The organism is uncultured Capnocytophaga sp. (genome assembly GCF_963525585.1).
GTDB lineage: Bacteria > Bacteroidota > Bacteroidia > Flavobacteriales > Flavobacteriaceae > Capnocytophaga.
In genome coordinates, this window is the sequence record NZ_CAURLX010000032.1 from 1 (window position 1) to 15798 (window position 15798).

The following is a 15798-nucleotide window of genomic DNA, read 5'->3' on the forward strand; positions in this document are numbered from 1 at the left end:
AGCATCTGCCTTACAAGCAGAGGGTCACTGGTTCGAATCCAGTAGGACCCACTTTCACAAAAGACTATCCCAAAAGGGTAGTCTTTTTTATCATATCTATTTATTGGCTATACATTTCAAGTTCATCCTATCAAGAAAGGGTATTAGCTAACCTCAACTTACATTATCTATAAAAGCAAGGAGAAAAATAAGAAAGCTCCTGAAAAAATTCTTTCAAGAGCCTTTTTTATATCTGTTTTCTTATAGTATTTAACGTAATCGAACTTCTGTTTTTCCTATTTCCCGTAATTTTTCATCAAAAACAGTGATTGTATATACTCCACTTTCATATTTTTTAGTAATAGAGCTAATATATTCACATACATCTACAGGGTTTCTCTCATAGAGAAAAGTTCTTACTGCACTGTAATTAACAGTTCTCTCACCTTCAGATACCGTATCATTCTCTCCTAGGGTGATTCCGTTAGGGCTGGTAATCTGCACATAAAAAGTTCTATTTCCTACAGGAGCAATGCGGTTCATTCCTACAGTGTAGCATACTTTTATTTTGTCGGTAGCCGAAGCACGTTCCTTGTTTATATATCTGCCATCGGATTTTTCTTTGACTCCTTCAGCAACAAGGCTCTTCAGGGTAAGGATAGAACCTTCATCAATCACTTGGCTAAGCTCTTTGGCTTTCCTTGAGATGGAATCCAGCTGTACTGTCCGCTGATTAAGAGCTGTAGCTGTACTATCACGTTGTTGTGTGATATGAATGTTATACTTGCGCAAGGAATCATTGATAGCCAATAGGCGGTTGCGTTCTTTCTTAAGCAAATCTACTTGATCTCGATACTTGAATAGAATATTGATGTCTGCTTTCATTGATTTAAGCGAATCAATATACTGAGCAATGCGAATTTTCGCTTCTGCTAGTTCATCAGCATTCTGTTTGGATACGGTTACAGCCGAATCATAATCTTTCTGGAGTGTTTCAAGTTCCTTGATGGTTTCATTGCGTTTCTCAAGAATAGCAGCTTCTTTTTTGGCAGCCTCCCCATGCTGATAGAAAGCATATCCTCCTGTACCAGCTAAGGCAATCGAAAGTAGAGCAACCAGCAAGCCACCTCCTTTTTTCTTCTCGGAGCTATCAGCTCCCCGTAATTCTGTTTGTGACATAAAATAACGTTTCTATTTTTTCAAAAGCAAACTTATAAAAAAAAATCGAAAAAAAAGATTTTTTTGCAATTAAAATAAAAATTTAACAAATTTCGCCAGAGCCAATTAGTTCTTCTCCTATATACCAAGCTGCAAATTGTCCTGAGGTAATGGCACTCTGAGGAGTTTCGAAATTTACAAATAAGCCCTCGTGAGAGAGGTATAATTGCGCTTTCTGCAGGGGTTGTCGGTAGCGGATACGAGCTTCAACTTCCATTGACTCCCCCAAGTGTAAAGCCAAGTCCTTGCGAATCCAGTGAATATCCTCTGTTTTTACCAATAAAGCCTTTCTCATTAGGCCAGGGTGGCTATGCCCTTGCCCTACATAGATGATGTTCTTCTGTATATCTGTATCAATGACAAAGAGAGGTTCAGGAGTTCCTCCTACATTGAGCCCTTTTCGTTGTCCAATAGTAAAATAATGCGCCCCTTGATGTTTGCCTACGACCTTGCCATCGGTAGGTTCATACGCGTACTTTTGGGAGTGATAGAGGAGTTCATCTTCATAACACTCGAAAAGTTTGAGATTTTGCTTGGCCTGGTATCCCTGCCAAGTGGAAGGAATTTCAATGATAATGCCCTCTTTTGGAGCTAATTGCTGTTGGAGGAATTCAGGTAAGCGCACTTTCCCTACAAAGCATAAGCCTTGTGAATCCTTCTTTTCAGCAGTTACTAGTCCTATCTCCTTAGCGATAGCACGTACTTGGGATTTCTGTAGGTGACCAATAGGAAAAAGGGCTTTGCTGAGCTGTTCTTGGGAGAGCTGGCAGAGGAAATAGGACTGGTCTTTATTGGCATCGGCACCTGCTAAAAGCTGGTAAATAGGCGCTCCACCTGTAGAAAGTACTCTTTTCTGGCAGTAATGTCCTGTGGCAACATAGTCAGCTCCTAAGCTTAAGGCTAGTTCCATAAAGGTATCAAACTTAATTTCTCGGTTACACAGAACATCAGGGTTAGGAGTACGCCCTCGCTCATATTCACGGAACATATAATCCACAATACGTTGCTTATAAGGCACACTCATATCTACTGTTTGAAAAGGAATTCCTAGTTTCTCAGCTACTAGTAGGGCGTCATTGCTATCCTCAAGCCAAGGGCACTCATCGGAAATGGTTACCGAATCATCGTGCCAATTTTTCATAAATAACCCAATGACCTCGTAACCTTCCTGCTGTAGGAGGTAGGCAGCAACACTGCTATCAACACCTCCACTAAGCCCAACAACCACTCTTTTCATATCTTTTGCTCCTTTTTACGCTTGTTTTTTGACTGTTTCTATACAAATAGCCCCCCACGAATACCCTACTCCAAAGCCTACGAAAAGAATCTTTTCTTTCGGCTTTTTGGGAAACTTTCGTAGGTGCTCGGAAAAAGCAATAGGAATGGTAGAAGAAATGGTATTGCCATAATCCCGCATTTCGATAACGAATTTCTCTACAGGAATCTCCATATCCTGACGCACTTTTTCCAAGATGTGTGTGTTGGCTTGGTGAAATATAAAAAGATCTATATCTTCAAAATGCCATCCATTTAAGGCTAAATTGGCTTGAATAACTTCTGGGGTACGTTTCACAATAAAATTGAATATTTTTCCCCCTTTCATATCAATAAAATTGTCCAAATCCTCTGGATTTTCATTCCGAGCCTGTCTTGTACCACCGTTGCGAATAATAAGGTTTTCAGCACCAGAGCCGTCAGTCCCTAAGGTAGGTTGCTTAATCTCATAATCCCCTTCAGGGGTGATGAGAGTAGCAGTAGCAGCATCTCCGAAGATACTTAGGTTTCCCTTGTCCTTAGGGTGAATATATTTGGAATAAGTATCTACAGTAACCAGTACCACCTTCTTGAAATTTCCAGAGGCAATAAGCCCACTAGCAACAGATAACCCATAGATATATCCTGAACATCCTTGATTGATATCTAACGCAGCACAATCGGTGGGTAAGCCTACTTTATCCTGTACAATACAAGCTGTAGTAGGGAGAATGTAGTCAGGGGTTTGGGTACAGAGAAGTAAGAAATCAATCTTATCTTTATCCAACTGATGTTCCTCAATGAGCTGAAGAACAGCCTGTGAAGCCATATCAGAAGCACATTCCTCTTTTGAAGCAATATGACGCTCCTGAATACCTATTTTTTGAAGAATTTTCTCACTATTCCATTCAGGAAACTCTTCTGAGATAGCATCATTAGTGAGAATTTGCTTAGGAAAGTAGGTGGAAATAGCTTTAATATAACTTTTCATTGTTCACAATAGGGGTTATTAGGTTATTCCTCAGTTATAAATAAAAAAAGCCATTCACTAAGAATGACTCTGTGGGAAGAGCAGGATTCGAACCTGCGAAGGTAAAACCAGCAGATTTACAGTCTGCCCTCGTTGGCCGCTTGAGTATCTTCCCTTATTTCGGGCGCAAAAGTACGGACTTTTTTTTATTTGTGCAAGTTTTTAGTCTATTTTTCTAAGAAGTTTTTTATCGTTTCCACTTCAACCCCGATATCTCCTGCTCCTGCAAGCACTAGTACGGGAGCTGGGTTTTCTCGTAAATAGTCCGTAATTCTTGATTTCTCAATCAGTATCTTATTCGGATTCTCTATCTGAGAAAGCAACCATTCAGAGGTAATTCCTTCAATAGGAAGTTCCCGTGCAGGATAGATATCCAATAATACCACTCTATCAAACTGAGAAAGACTCTTGGCAAATCCTTCCGCAAAATCCCGAGTACGGGTGAAAAGATGGGGCTGGAATAGAATTGTAATCTCTTCATTAGGATGCATTGTCCTTACACCATTGTATAAGGCATTGAGTTCAGTAGGGTGGTGAGCATAGTCATCTATAAATACTTGTTTTTCAGTATTAATGATATAAGAAAAACGACGCTTCACTCCTTTGAAAGTACTCAAAGCTTTTCCTAAAGCTATAAGGTCAAACCCTGCCTGATGTGCTACCGCAACTGCAGCGAGAGCATTCAATAGATGATGTTCACCAGGCTTATATAGGCGACAGTTAGGAGCGATTTGTTTCTCTCCATTTTCTGGATTTGTATATTCTATATCAAAGAGATAGCCTCCGTTTTCTATTCTTACCTTCGTAATTTGATAATCACAGCCAGATTCCAGTCCATAGGAGAGTCCCTCAAAAGGAATTCCTTTACGAACAATCAGTTTTCCTCCCTCTTTTATTCGATGGGTAAAGTCTTCAAAACCTTTGAGAAACTCCTTTTCATCACCATAGATGTCTAAGTGGTCAGCATCTACTGCTGTAATGCAGGCAATGGTAGGAGAGAGGCGCAAGAAAGAACGGTCAAATTCATCAGCTTCCACTACGGTAATCTCTGTTCCTTTGCAGATAAAATTGCTTTGGAAGTTCTCACAGATACCCCCTAAAAAAGCACTCACAGGGGCATTATTCTCTACCAAAAGATGGGCTAGAAGACTACTAGTAGTAGTCTTCCCGTGGGTACCCGCTACTGCAAGGCAAAAACTTTCCTGTGTGATCAGTCCTAGTACTTCTGAGCGCTTACACACTTTGTACTGATGTTCTTGAAAATACACCAACTGCCTATGCTCTTTAGGAATAGCAGGGGTGTATACCACTAGTGTATTTTCAGGAGTGTAATGCTTGGGGATAAAGTCCAAATCTTCAGTAAAGGTTATTGCAATCCCTTTTTCTTCAAGGGAATGAGTAATGTCGGAAGGAGTTCGGTCATAGCCTCGTACTTCTTTTCCTTTGGAGTGAAAGTATAGAGCTAGAGCAGACATTCCTATCCCTCCAATTCCTATAAAATAGATATGTTCCATTCTTGATATGCTGTTAAGGAGGTCTGTTTTATTTCTTTAGCAAAGGTAATACATTTGTACCTCCTAGGCAAATTTTTTTTACTTCTTATGCAGAAAATACGAAGTTGTCTTGAACCAAGTAACCGCTGAGAGGAAAGAGGTGATGGCGGAAAAGGTAATACTTTCCAATACGCTACAATCAAGTAGGTATAAAAAACAGAAAATAAATGAAATAAATAGTCCTATTCCAAAAAGGACAGAGGCTTTTGTAGTATTCATAAATGTGTAATTTTGAATTTTGTTAGAATAGAGCAAAATTACAAAACCTACATTATAAATAAAAGAAATTTAACATAAAAATTATAAACGAAGCAAGCGATGGTCAAATAGAAATATTAAGGATTGCAAAGGAGCTATCTCTACCCGTAAGTGGGCTTGGGTGCCTTGTATATGAAGGGTAGTTTGTACAGTTCCATAGAGCTGGTCAGTAATAGGATAAGCTCCATCAGGGAGTTTTCTCCTTTCTAAGAGATAAGGAGGGAGAGCTAAGTCAAAACCAAAAGAATCTCTAGGGCTGAAGTTGGTGATGATAATCCATTTTTCCCATACATCTTCCCTTACAAAGCTATACACCTTATCATTATAGTAAGGGGTATGTGCTCGGTTATACTGATGGATATTCTCGAAAGTTCCCTTCACGGGAAGTTGTAAAAGTCGTCGGTAATAATCCCTGAGCCATTGTTCTTCTTCGCAAAGCATCCCGCCGTCAAAAGCGTGTTGGTTAGTCCATCGTTGTAGGGCTGGTACCCCTATATAATCAAAGATAGAAGTACGTGAGGGACTCCCAAAACCAGCTTGTTCTTCAGCACGTTCGCCTACTTCTTGCCCAGCATAAATCATTGTAGCAGCATATTCGTGGAGGAATGTACTAACAACCATAGCAGGTAAGGCACGCTTAGCATCTCCCGCAAAGGCAGAAGAGGCAATGCGTTGCTCATCGTGATTCTCTAGGAAATTAAGCATAGATGCTCCCATATAACTTAAGGATGCCTCTGCTTCATCTATCCTATCGGTGGAGTGCTCATAACAGATAATGTCTCTCAGGGTATCATATAAGCCTACTTTGTTATATAGATAATCCATCTTTCCCAACCTTAGAAAATCTTCATAGAGAGCTGGGTTATAGATCTCTGCTATGAGAACACTACAGGGATTCTTTATTTTGATAAAAGAGTTTAGGTAGCTCCAGAACTCCACAGGAACCATTTCAGCCATATCATACCGAAAGCCATCTACTCCTAAGGAAAGCCAAAATTCTACAATATGCTTCATTTTGATCCACGTATCAGGAATGATTTTATTACGCCAGAAGAACTGATGCTCTTCACAGCCTAATCGCCTGAAAAATTCAGGAAGGGTGTCAAAATCTTTCTTTCCATCAGGAGTCACCCCATAGTTAAGCTTAATGGTCTCATACCAATCAGTAATTTCTGGTGACGAACTACGGGTGTTTCCTGTCCATTTAGCCGGAAATTCCTCATAGGAAGACTCCTGTAATGCCTCAAGGGAGGCTTCTCCTATCTTATAAGCGACTGCAGTAGTAGGGAGCTGTAATTTTTCCCCTATATTGTAATAAAAATTATTGTTTCGGGCATAGGTAACACTAGTATTGTCATCTTCCCCGAAGTTCTTCACTCCTTTAGGAAGTGAAATAGAGTGATATTGCCTGGCTATGTGATTGGGGACAATATCTATAATCACTTTCATTCCCTGCTGGTGAATGCGCTCTACCAATTGGGTAAATTCTTCTAGGCGCCTTTCAGGATCGTCCGCTAAGTCAGGATTGACATTATAATAATCCTTTATGGCATAAGGAGAACCTGCCCGCCCTTTTACCAGATACGGAATATCATTAGGGATGCCTATATGAGTATAGTTACCTACCAAGGTGTGGTGTAATACACCCGTAAGCCAGATGTGAGTAACCCCTAGTTCACGAATGCCCTTGAGGGCTGTTTCTGTGAAATCAGAGAATTTTCCTACACCGTTCTCCTCAATGGTGCCATAAGGAATATTACGAGTCTGGCTATTGCCAAAATGCCTTACCAGAACTTGGTAGATGATCTTTTTCATAGCAAATTAGAAGAATAAGGGCTGGATAACTAAGTACGCTCCTAAAGCGGCAATAGCTCCATATACAAGCATAGGAATAACAGTCTTTTTCAGAATGGTACCTTCTGCATTTTCTATACCTAGTACGGAACAACCCGCAATAATGTTATTAATACATACCATATTCCCCATTGCTCCCCCTACCGATTGAAGCGCTAGAATCAGAGGAATAGAAAGCCCTGCCGATTCCGCTACAGAATACTGTACAGCCCCAAAGGTAACATTGGAAATCGTATTGGAACCTGAGAAAAAGGCGCCTACAGCCCCTAAGAAAGAAGCAAATGATACCCAGTATTGTTGGGTAGTATTGGCAAGCCCTGCTCCAATAATCTGTGTCATAGAATCTTTCCCTCCTATCATCATAAGCTTCACCATAATCATTGCGCCTACTAGGGCAAGGAAAGGTTTCTGGATTTGCTTAAAGCTACTCATAAAAAGCTGTCGGGTATTTCCCCAAGAAATACTGAAAATTCCAATAGAAATCAGAACAGTAACCACAAAGGGAATTAGTGCTGGAGTATATAGAAGCTTATAGCTATCTGAAACACCTGTGCCAAAAATGTTCTCTAAGCTAAAAATAAGTCCTTTGCTTACTCGTATATCTCCTATTTCTCCCAGTGAAAAATTAAACAAGTTGGTAGTGTCATTCATCATTTCCTTTAGGGGAAGTTGTTTGATACGGGTAAGAACAAGAATGATAATAAGCATAAGGGTAGGAGAGAGTGCTTTTATTAGGGTGCCTAAAGCGATAGGGGATTTCTCCTGAGCCTCTTCGCTCTTTTTTAAGCCGATACCCTTACCCGCTACAAATACTGAAATAAATAAGCCTATAGCACCTCCTACAAGAGAAGGAAACTCATAATTGAACTGAGCAATAAGCAGGTAGGGGAGAGTACAAGAAAGAATACTGATGAGGATAAAGACTATATTCTCTCGTACTTGCTTCCAGCTGACAATGAATCGCAATGCTAATATAGGAATCACAAAACCTGCCAAGAAATGTATCAGAGCAGTGATTTGACCTATAAGAGTAACTTCTTTCTCTCCAATAGATCCACTATTAAGCAAGGTGCCAAAACCATACCAAGTAGGGGTGCCTACCGCTCCAAAAGAGACAGGAACAGAGTTCATTACTAAGGCTAGCATAACTACTTGTAAGGGCTTGAAGCCTAGTCCCACAAGAATAGGTGCCGCAATTGCCACAGGAGTACCAAAACCACTGGCACCTTCTAGCATAAATGCAAATGCCCATCCAATAATCATCAGCTGTGCCACAGGGTTAGGACTGATATTTCCCAGCCAATGTCTCAGGGTATTCATCGCACCAGTAACTTCCATCATACGATTGAATAGTACTGCTCCGAAAATAACGGAAATAGGAGTAAATACCGATACAATAGCTGAAACTATATTAGCATTCAGAATAATAAATTCATTCTTAAAATAGAATAGTTGTAATAAGTATACCAGTCCACCAATTAAGGGAAGGGCTACATATGAGGGAAAAGCATTGCGCTTAACCATTAAGTAGATAAGTAATACAATAGGAAAAATACTTAAGAAAAGTTCCATATGAGTTTAGTTAGTTTATTCTCCTACTCTGTTAGCTTTTCGGACACCGCTTTAAAATTTGTGCAAAAATAAAACTTTTCAGACATAAAACAAACTTTTAGAGGGATTTTTCCTAAAAAAATAATTTTTATTTAAGAAAAAAATCCTCTTTGAACTCTTCTTTCTGTATTCATAGGCTAAATGAAATTCAAGAATAATGTTAAAAAAGTTAAATTTCCTAATGTTTTTGTATTAAATCTGTATTTTTGCCATTTAAGAATAAATTATTTTTATATGAAAAAAGTATTGTATTGTAGTTCATTGATATTCTTTTTAGTGGCTTGTGGAGGTGGAAAATCTCCAGAAATGAAGCGTTTGGAGAACGAGCAGAAAGCTTTAGCCTTAAATACAGAACTTAATAGCTTGCAAATGAAACTTACTCAGGAGCAGGCTACTAATGCTTCTTTGCAACAGGAGGCTCAGCAGATAAATGAAAATGCGAATAATCGCACAGTGGCTTTCTCCGAAGCTAGTTCTGCTGAAGCTACAGCTTCTCAGGCGAAAAAAGCACAAAAAGAGCTTAAAAAGGCAGAAAAAATCAATAGTCGCCTAGCAAAAAGTAATAAAAAAATAGAGAAAATCCAAAAAGAAATTAGCAAAATCCAGCAAAAGATAGCTAAAACAGGAGTAAAAGTGGATTTTTCTGAACAAAACAATTAGAGAAATTTTAAAAATCAGAAATGTAAGAGAACTTACATTTCTGATTTGATAGAAAGTTCCAACCAACGATTTGTTTTTTCTTCTAAAGAATCTATAATCTCACTTAGTGCCTCAGAGAGCTCTTGAATCTGTTCTGTGGAGAGGCTTTCACTAGTAAAAGTGGCTTCTATGGTTTGCTTTTTCGCTTCTAGTTCAGGAATTTCTTTTTCTAAGCGGGCAAACTCACGTTGTTCACTCTGAGAAAGAGGATTGTTCGCTCCTCGCCACGAGTTCTTGGTTACTTCTTTTTCCTCCACTTTGCTTTCCTTAGGAATAGATTGCTCATAGGTAAAGTAATCTGAATAATTTCCAGGAAAGTCCTGTACTTCTCCTTCTCCCTTGAATACAAAAAGATGATCCACAATCTTATCCATAAAATAGCGGTCGTGGGAGACAATCACGAGGCAACCCTCATAATCCAGTAAGAACTCCTCAAGGACATTTAGGGTAACGATATCTAGGTCATTGGTAGGTTCGTCCAGTATCAGGAAGTTAGGATTCTGTATTAGGACAGTACATAGATATAATCGCTTGCGCTCTCCTCCACTGAGCTTTTCTACATAATCATATTGCTTCTTACGGTCAAAAAGAAAACGTTCTAGAAGCTGTGCAGCCGAGAGGGTGCGCCCCTTGAGTAGAGGAATATATTCGCCATATTTCTTAATGACATCTATAACCTTCTCTTGTGGATTGATTTCGATTCCCTGCTGGGTATAATAACCAAATTGGACGGTTTCTCCTATAATAATCTTTCCACCATCGGGCTGTACCTTCCCTGTAAGTAGGTTAAGAAAAGTACTCTTCCCTGTCCCATTCTTTCCTATGATACCTACTCGTTCTCCTCGCTTGAATACATAGGAGAAACGTTCTAGAATCGTCTTCTCAGGGAATTTCTTGACCACATTATGCAGTTCTATGATTTTGCTTCCTAGGCGTTGCATAGCTATTTCTAGCTCTACTACGTGTTCTTTTCTGCGCTTCTGTGCTTGTTCTTTGATCAGGGCAAAGTCATCAATACGAGATTTGCTTTTGGTGGTACGTGCTTTGGGTTGCCTACGCATCCATTCTAGTTCTCTTACGTATAAGTTCTTAGCTTTTTCCTGTGAGGCTTGTTCTTGCTGAAGGCGTTGTTCTTTTTTCTCTAAAAAATAAGAATAGTTTCCCTTATAGCTATATAGGTTTCCTCCGTCCAGTTCTAGGATTTCATTACAGACCCGCTCAAGAAAGTAGCGGTCGTGAGTAACCATAAATAAGGTCATCTTCTCCTTGGCAAAGAAGTTCTCTAGCCACTCTATCATTTCTAGGTCAAGGTGGTTGGTAGGCTCGTCAAGGAAGATAAGGTCAGGCTTACTGATAAGTACATTGGCAAGGGCAAGCCTTTTGCGTTGTCCTCCAGAGAGATGCTTTATGGGAAGCTGTAGATCGGTGAGCTTTAGCTGGAAGAGAATTTGCTTGTATTGGGTCTCGAAGTCCCAAGCATTATGCCGTTCCATTGCCTCAAAAGCTTTCTGGTAGGTAACCTCATCTTCAGGATGAAGCAGGGCGTGTTCGTACTGCTGGATTATTTTCAGGATAGGATTCTCTTGCTGAAAAATAAAATCTTCTATGCTCAGTTCATCTGGTAATTCAGGCTCTTGAGAAAGAAAAGCCATTTGTAAGCCATTACGCTTAACTACTTGCCCTGTATCAGGGGTGTCTCCTCCAGTGAGGATGCGTAACAGACAGCTTTTCCCACTTCCATTCTTGGCAATTAGGGCTATTTTCTGGTCTTTGTTGATGCCAAAGGATACATTTTCGAAAAGTACACGCTCTCCGAATGATTTGGATATGTTTTCTACTGATAAATAATTCAAATTGAGGATATTTTAGGAGTTTGTTATTAGTCTTAGAGAAAGATTACTTCGTCCTTTACAGGGATATGTTGTTCTATAAAATAGGCTTTTAAGGCTTCATAATCCTTATATTCAATCCACAGATGTAGGATGCGCCCTTTCTCTTTTGTGAATAAGTCTAAGAAGGGTTTACTCATCTTATATCTTTTTTCTCTGAGAGGTTAAAAAAATGAGCCATTTTGATAGCATCTTTCTCCAAAGAATGTAAAATCTGTTCTTTATAATGTATTTTTAGTTTCTCGCCACGGATAACGAGGGTGTATAGGGTGTATTTGTACTCTTCAAAAATCATTATGAGTGTATAAATGCTCATTGAAGCACTAGTTCCTCCCAGAAGAATACCAAACAGAATACCTATTAGGTCAAGAGTGTCTGTTAGAAAGCTATAACCTACTGCACTAGCAAAAGAAATAGTCAAAATGAGTAGTAACAACCTATTTCCCCATTCCATAGCAGTAAGGCTCCTTCCTTGGATGGTCAGGTGAGTCATAAGTTTCTAATTTTTTGAAAGAAGTTGCTTGGCGTGTTCCCTTGCCGATTCGGTGATGTTCTTTCCTCCGAGCATTTGAGCGATTTCCTCTATACGTTCTTCATAGGAAAGTACTTGGAACTGAGTGGTGGTACGTCCTGCAATATCTGTTTTATAGATTCTGATATGGGCATCTCCCTTACTAGCTACCTGTGGAAGATGTGAGATGGCAAAAACTTGTCGGCTCTGGCTCATCTGTTTCATAATCTCTCCCATCTTATGAGCAATTTCCCCAGAGACGCCTGTATCTATTTCGTCAAAGATAATCGTGGGAAGTGCAATCTTAGTAGCCAACAGATGCTTGATTGTAAGCATAATACGTGAGAGCTCTCCTCCGGAAGCTGTTTTCTTCAGTAAGCCAAAGTTCCCTCCTTTATTTGCAGAAAAAAGGAAAGAAAGATGGTCATTCCCAAGAGACAGATATTCCTCAGTAGGAGTGAGGCTTATTTGGAACTGAGCATTGGGCATTCCTAGGTCTTTTAGGGTGCTCTGTAGGCTCTTGGTAAGGGTAGGCACTACTTTCTCACGAGTAGTATGGAGCTTTTGGGCTAAAGAATTAAGTTCTTTCAGGTGATTGGCTACAACTTTCTCTTGTAGGAGGATGTCTCCTTCAATATTCTCCATCTGGGTTACCTTCTGAGCGTACTCTTCCTCTATCTCCATAAGCTCTTTTACGGTACTTACCTTATGTTTTTTCTGTAAATCATAGATTTTCTGGAGCTTTTTCTGTACGCGGACAAGTTGTTTAGGGTCAAATTCTATATTGTCAGCTAGGTCATATATCTCACGGGAAATGTCATCTAGTTCTATATAACAAGAGTCCAAGCGCTTATATAGGTCATTATAGGTTTCACTGTAAGGACTTAAACGAGAGAAAAGAGAGCTGAGCTCCCGCATCTGTGTCATAATTCCTGTTTCCTCTTCACTAAGGAGTCGTGCGGATTCGGAAAGATTATCCCGAATGGATTCACTATTGGAAGCTTGCTTGTAATATTCCTCCAGTTCTTCCTGCATTCCTTCCTCTAAATGAGCTTCTTGTAACTCCTCTAGTACGAAGGTGTTGTAATCGTGTTCTTTCTGAGTGTTCTTCTGGAAGTCCAAAAGTTCTTTTAGCTTTTTATTTTCTTTTCTATAGAGCTTTAGCGTTTCTTGGTATTCTTCTAGAAGGCTTGTGTTCCCCGCTAAGGAGTCGATGAGGAAAAACTGAAATTCTTCCTCACTGAGCTGTTGTGTATCGTGCTGAGAATGAATGTCTATCAGGGATTTTCCTAGCTGGGAAAGTACTTCCAGAGTCACAGGACTATCATTAATGAAAGCACGGGATTTTCCTGAAGGGAGAATTTCTCTTCGGATAATTGTGGTATCGTCATAATCTAGCTCTTCTTCTGCAAAGAAAGAGGCTAAGGGATAATTTCCTAAGGAAAATTCAGCTTCTATTACACATTTTTCTTCCCGATTGCGTAGAGAGCTTAGGTCTGCACGCTTGCCTAATACTAGTGAAAGAGCATCTAAGAGAATGGACTTCCCTGAACCAGTCTCTCCTGTTATGATGGTAAAGCCCTCTGAAAAATCTAATTTGATATCCTCAATAAGGGCAAAATTCTTAATGGCTAATGATTGTAACACGATAAACAATAATAGGTTATAAATAGCTAACTAGCTACAGATGTTATAGTTAAGGATAATTAAAGATTGCCTACAAAGAAAATTCCATAACATTCTTGATTTTCACCAAGATGTAGAAAATCCTTTAGCTTAGGGGCAAAAGCAGGAGTTCCCCAGTAACAGCCTAGCTCATAAGCGGTACAGAGCAAGTACATATTCTGCACAGCCATTGCTACTGCAGCAACTTCTTCCCATTGAGGTACTTTTCCACTGAATTCTACACAGATAGAGATAATTGTATCAGTTCTGCTTACCTTTTTAGCAAGTTCATTATAGGTATCTTCTGAGAATTTCTCAGCAGGTACGTGTTCTTTGTATAAGCGTTGAAGTTCAGTTCCTAAAGCTGTTTTTTCTTCTCCTCGGAAAGCTTTCAGTCGCCAAGGAAGGGTTTTCTTATGATTGGGGGCATAGGTAGCAATATCTAGAAGATCATCAATAATTTCTTGCGCTATGGGCTCTTGAGTATAGTCTGCTGGGAAAGTACTTTTTCTGGACTTGATAATATGCTTGAGTAAGTTAGCTGTATGGCTCATAAAGTATTCTTTTTTAAAAGGCAAAAATACAAATTTAATTATCAATTCTCAATGATGAATTGTTAATTTTTTAAAAGGACGATAAAGATATTATTTTTAACCTTTATTGAAAAAGAGACTACTCTTTCCTAAGAGTAGTCTCTAATAAATAAAACAATGAATACAAGAGATATTATTCTATATTCTTCACTGAGAACATACCTTTTTTATCAAATGTAGCCTGATCGAGATTAGTAGCTGGATTAGTAGAATTGATTTCAAGAATAACGATCTTTTCCCCATTGATATTCTGGTTTCCTCCAATATTATTCACAAAAGGAAACATATTGGTCAGGTGATGAACAGTAGGGATATTTCCCTCTAGAGTAATCTTATTGGTACCGTTGATAAGCTTATCAAGATCGGCGGTCAAGACTACTTTTCTTTGAGCCTCTCCTACAGATAGGACAGCAGGGAAGTCCAAGGTAATATAGCGGAAAGCATCACGATCACTGTTAAGTTCCCAAGTATTAGCGTCCGTCTTGGTACCTTTGAAAGCACTTCCTGTATGGATAGAAATAGCTTTATTTTCACTACCATACCAGCCTTCTATCTTGGTAAAGCGATAACCATTCGCCCATTCCCAGTGCATAAGTTTATCAGGATCGTTAAAAGCTCCTGTAAGTCTGTAGAAATTAGGAAAGCGCTCTTGTAATTTTAGGTTATTGAGTTCTTTTTTTACTCCTAATCCGAATTCAATTCCTTTGTAGTTTCCTACAGGAATTTCACTTAGGACATAGCTCAAGGAGTTGGCATCACTTGCATCAATTACAGTAGCTCCTTTCTCTAGGTCTTCGGTGTGGTAGGGAACTTTGGAGCCATCTTCTTTGATAAGAACAATATTGCTGATGACATACTTAAGCTGCTTGAACTTAATAATTTGTCCGTTGGAGGTGTAAGGGGTTGCATTACTCGCTTCTGTTCCTAAGCGCAGAGGCGAATTACTTACAACATTCTCAAACTGAAGTGTAACATTTCCTGTAGAAGGATTGGAATTTCCTTTTCCCGTAGAAGGACTAGAATCTTCTTTTTTACAAGAAGAAAGCATTGCAGTTGCCAAGGCTGCACATAAGGCGATTTTTATCTGTTTCATTTAAAAAAAGTTTACTAATTAAGGTTATGGAATAATAATTTTAAAATCTCTTAGTTCGTTTTTTTTACTATTGATGAAGGTATATTGTCTGTTAGGAATGACAACAGTACCATATTACTATAGCTTCCTCTACGAACCATTTTGCAAGCATTTCTATTTCTGTCTACAATAGCGGATGCCTCACAGGTTCCTTGAGAATCGGTTGATGACAGAATATAGTTCTCCCTACCGTGTAAGGCTATAAATCCTGATTGGGGGCTTACGGATATGAGCAAACTCTTCCGATAAGTCACAACAAAGGACTTTATTCTCTTTTTTTTGTAAGCACAAAGAAAAATGGTTGCTAGAAATGTCTAAATGGGAATGCGAATCTATTTTATTCAAAAAATCTTTAGAAATATAGTTCAGCAAAGGGCTTCACAGAGAAGCACCCATTTAAGGAGATTGTCGGATAAATTTGTTTTTGCACTGTTATTAAAAGCAAGATACGCTTATACTTACTTCTCTAGATTATAGTTCTGAAATCAATAAGGAACTAATAACTCTACTATGGGCTAAAAATTTTTGCCAAGAAATTAGGTGTCAATGCTG

15 protein-coding genes and 1 tRNA gene are annotated in these 15798 nt (G+C 39.1%); 1 reads left to right on the forward strand and 15 read right to left on the reverse strand.

Annotation, left to right across the window (positions count from 1 at the left end):
• Positions 1-249 precede the first annotated feature (249 nt).
• From RYK20_RS07915 to RYK20_RS07950, 8 genes are all read right to left on the reverse strand, one after another.
• Positions 250-1158: a hypothetical protein gene (locus RYK20_RS07915; RefSeq protein WP_314895013.1), complete on the reverse strand. Its 909-nt coding sequence runs from the start codon at positions 1156-1158 to the stop codon at positions 250-252.
• An 82-nt stretch (positions 1159-1240) separates the two neighbouring features.
• Entirely contained in the window at positions 1241-2434 is a 1194-nt protein-coding gene (gene mnmA, locus RYK20_RS07920; RefSeq protein WP_314895014.1) for a tRNA 2-thiouridine(34) synthase MnmA, read from the reverse strand.
• 15 nt (positions 2435-2449) lie between these two features.
• Positions 2450-3442, reverse strand: coding sequence for a ketoacyl-ACP synthase III (locus RYK20_RS07925; RefSeq protein WP_314895015.1), 993 nt, complete (start codon positions 3440-3442; stop codon positions 2450-2452).
• Between the two features lie 72 nt (positions 3443-3514).
• A tRNA-Tyr gene (locus RYK20_RS07930) sits at positions 3515-3596 on the reverse strand.
• Positions 3597-3648: 52 nt separating this feature from the next.
• Positions 3649-4995, reverse strand: a complete 1347-nt coding sequence (gene murC, locus RYK20_RS07935) for a UDP-N-acetylmuramate--L-alanine ligase (RefSeq protein WP_314895016.1) — start codon at positions 4993-4995, stop codon at positions 3649-3651.
• A 78-nt stretch (positions 4996-5073) separates the two neighbouring features.
• On the reverse strand, positions 5074-5253 hold the full coding sequence (locus tag RYK20_RS07940; protein ID WP_314895017.1) for a hypothetical protein: 180 nt from the start codon (positions 5251-5253) through the stop codon (positions 5074-5076).
• Positions 5254-5334: 81 nt separating this feature from the next.
• Positions 5335-7107, reverse strand: coding sequence for an alpha-amylase family protein (locus RYK20_RS07945; RefSeq protein WP_314895018.1), 1773 nt, complete (start codon positions 7105-7107; stop codon positions 5335-5337).
• Between the two features lie 6 nt (positions 7108-7113).
• A complete protein-coding gene (locus RYK20_RS07950) occupies positions 7114-8718 on the reverse strand; it encodes an L-lactate permease (protein WP_314895019.1) in 1605 nt (534 codons plus the stop codon).
• A 273-nt stretch (positions 8719-8991) separates the two neighbouring features.
• Between RYK20_RS07950 and RYK20_RS07955 the strand changes: the two genes are divergently transcribed.
• Positions 8992-9417, forward strand: coding sequence for a SlyB protein (locus RYK20_RS07955; protein WP_314895020.1), 426 nt, complete (start codon positions 8992-8994; stop codon positions 9415-9417).
• Positions 9418-9449: 32 nt separating this feature from the next.
• Here the strand turns inward: RYK20_RS07955 and RYK20_RS07960 are convergent, their stop codons facing one another.
• From RYK20_RS07960 to RYK20_RS07990, 7 genes are all read right to left on the reverse strand, one after another.
• A complete protein-coding gene (locus tag RYK20_RS07960) occupies positions 9450-11309 on the reverse strand; it encodes an ABC-F family ATP-binding cassette domain-containing protein (RefSeq protein WP_314895021.1) in 1860 nt (619 codons plus the stop codon).
• 32 nt (positions 11310-11341) lie between these two features.
• Positions 11342-11485, reverse strand: a complete 144-nt coding sequence (locus RYK20_RS07965; protein WP_314895022.1) for a hypothetical protein — start codon at positions 11483-11485, stop codon at positions 11342-11344.
• Positions 11482-11838 (reverse strand): hypothetical protein, encoded by a 357-nt coding sequence (locus tag RYK20_RS07970; RefSeq protein ID WP_314895023.1) that lies wholly within the window; start codon positions 11836-11838, stop codon positions 11482-11484. Before RYK20_RS07970 ends, RYK20_RS07965 begins: the two co-directional genes overlap by 4 nt.
• Before the next feature lie 6 nt (positions 11839-11844).
• Complete coding sequence (gene recN, locus RYK20_RS07975; RefSeq protein ID WP_314895035.1) at positions 11845-13503, reverse strand: DNA repair protein RecN; 1659 nt, start codon at positions 13501-13503, stop codon at positions 11845-11847.
• A 59-nt stretch (positions 13504-13562) separates the two neighbouring features.
• On the reverse strand, positions 13563-14075 hold the full coding sequence (locus RYK20_RS07980; protein ID WP_314895024.1) for a nitroreductase: 513 nt from the start codon (positions 14073-14075) through the stop codon (positions 13563-13565).
• A 172-nt stretch (positions 14076-14247) separates the two neighbouring features.
• Complete coding sequence (locus RYK20_RS07985) at positions 14248-15207, reverse strand: MbnP family protein (RefSeq protein ID WP_314895025.1); 960 nt, start codon at positions 15205-15207, stop codon at positions 14248-14250.
• A 50-nt stretch (positions 15208-15257) separates the two neighbouring features.
• Positions 15258-15500: a hypothetical protein gene (locus RYK20_RS07990; RefSeq protein ID WP_314895026.1), complete on the reverse strand. Its 243-nt coding sequence runs from the start codon at positions 15498-15500 to the stop codon at positions 15258-15260.
• Between the last annotated feature and the right edge of the window lie 298 nt (positions 15501-15798).

Excerpts from the sequence above, each read along its gene's own strand:
- RYK20_RS07915 (WP_314895013.1), bottom strand. The coding sequence starts at position 1,158 with ATGTCACAAACAGAATTACGGGGAGCTGATAGCTCCGAGAAGAAAAAA.
- mnmA (WP_314895014.1), bottom strand. The coding sequence starts at position 2,434 with ATGAAAAGAGTGGTTGTTGGGCTTAGTGGAGGTGTTGATAGCAGTGTT.
- RYK20_RS07925 (WP_314895015.1), bottom strand. The coding sequence starts at position 3,442 with ATGAAAAGTTATATTAAAGCTATTTCCACCTACTTTCCTAAGCAAATT.
- murC (WP_314895016.1), bottom strand. The coding sequence starts at position 4,995 with ATGGAACATATCTATTTTATAGGAATTGGAGGGATAGGAATGTCTGCT.
- RYK20_RS07940 (WP_314895017.1), bottom strand. The coding sequence starts at position 5,253 with ATGAATACTACAAAAGCCTCTGTCCTTTTTGGAATAGGACTATTTATT.
- RYK20_RS07945 (WP_314895018.1), bottom strand. The coding sequence starts at position 7,107 with ATGAAAAAGATCATCTACCAAGTTCTGGTAAGGCATTTTGGCAATAGC.
- RYK20_RS07950 (WP_314895019.1), bottom strand. The coding sequence starts at position 8,718 with ATGGAACTTTTCTTAAGTATTTTTCCTATTGTATTACTTATCTACTTA.
- RYK20_RS07955 (WP_314895020.1), top strand. The coding sequence starts at position 8,992 with ATGAAAAAAGTATTGTATTGTAGTTCATTGATATTCTTTTTAGTGGCT.
- RYK20_RS07965 (WP_314895022.1), bottom strand. The coding sequence starts at position 11,485 with ATGAGTAAACCCTTCTTAGACTTATTCACAAAAGAGAAAGGGCGCATC.
- RYK20_RS07970 (WP_314895023.1), bottom strand. The coding sequence starts at position 11,838 with ATGACTCACCTGACCATCCAAGGAAGGAGCCTTACTGCTATGGAATGG.
- RYK20_RS07980 (WP_314895024.1), bottom strand. The coding sequence starts at position 14,075 with ATGAGCCATACAGCTAACTTACTCAAGCATATTATCAAGTCCAGAAAA.
- RYK20_RS07985 (WP_314895025.1), bottom strand. The coding sequence starts at position 15,207 with ATGAAACAGATAAAAATCGCCTTATGTGCAGCCTTGGCAACTGCAATG.